The organism is Halalkalibacter lacteus, from assembly GCF_036663595.1.
In the GTDB taxonomy this organism is placed as follows: Bacteria; Bacillota; Bacilli; order Bacillales; family Bacillaceae_D; genus Halalkalibacter; species Halalkalibacter lacteus.
The window spans coordinates 1-257 of the sequence record NZ_JAWRVL010000307.1; the positions used below are offsets into that span (position 1 = coordinate 1).

Here is a 257-nt window from a genome sequence, read left to right on the forward strand (position 1 = left end):
ATTTATTGGTAATCTATTATTATTCAACAACCCACGAATATCGGGCCAGCGCTTCACGAACGACTTCCGCGATCCGGCTATCGTCCGGCCGACACCACTTATAATCATAAACTTCCGAGTCGACTTTGAGCGCGCCACTCCCCGCAACTAAAAAACAATTTAACTCGACTATTTTTCCCGGTTGATTATAGGCCGTACCACGGTGGGTGAAGGCCCACTTAAACCGATCTGGCGACACAACTAATGACAACTCTTCT

1 protein-coding gene is annotated in these 257 nt (G+C 47.1%); it reads right to left on the reverse strand.

Going from position 1 to position 257, the window contains the following annotated elements; all coding sequences use genetic code 11:
* Window positions 1-19: 19 nt before the first annotated feature.
* The coding region (locus tag SAZ04_RS22460; protein ID WP_332699897.1) for an NUDIX hydrolase at window positions 20-257 on the reverse strand (238 nt) is incomplete at its 5' end.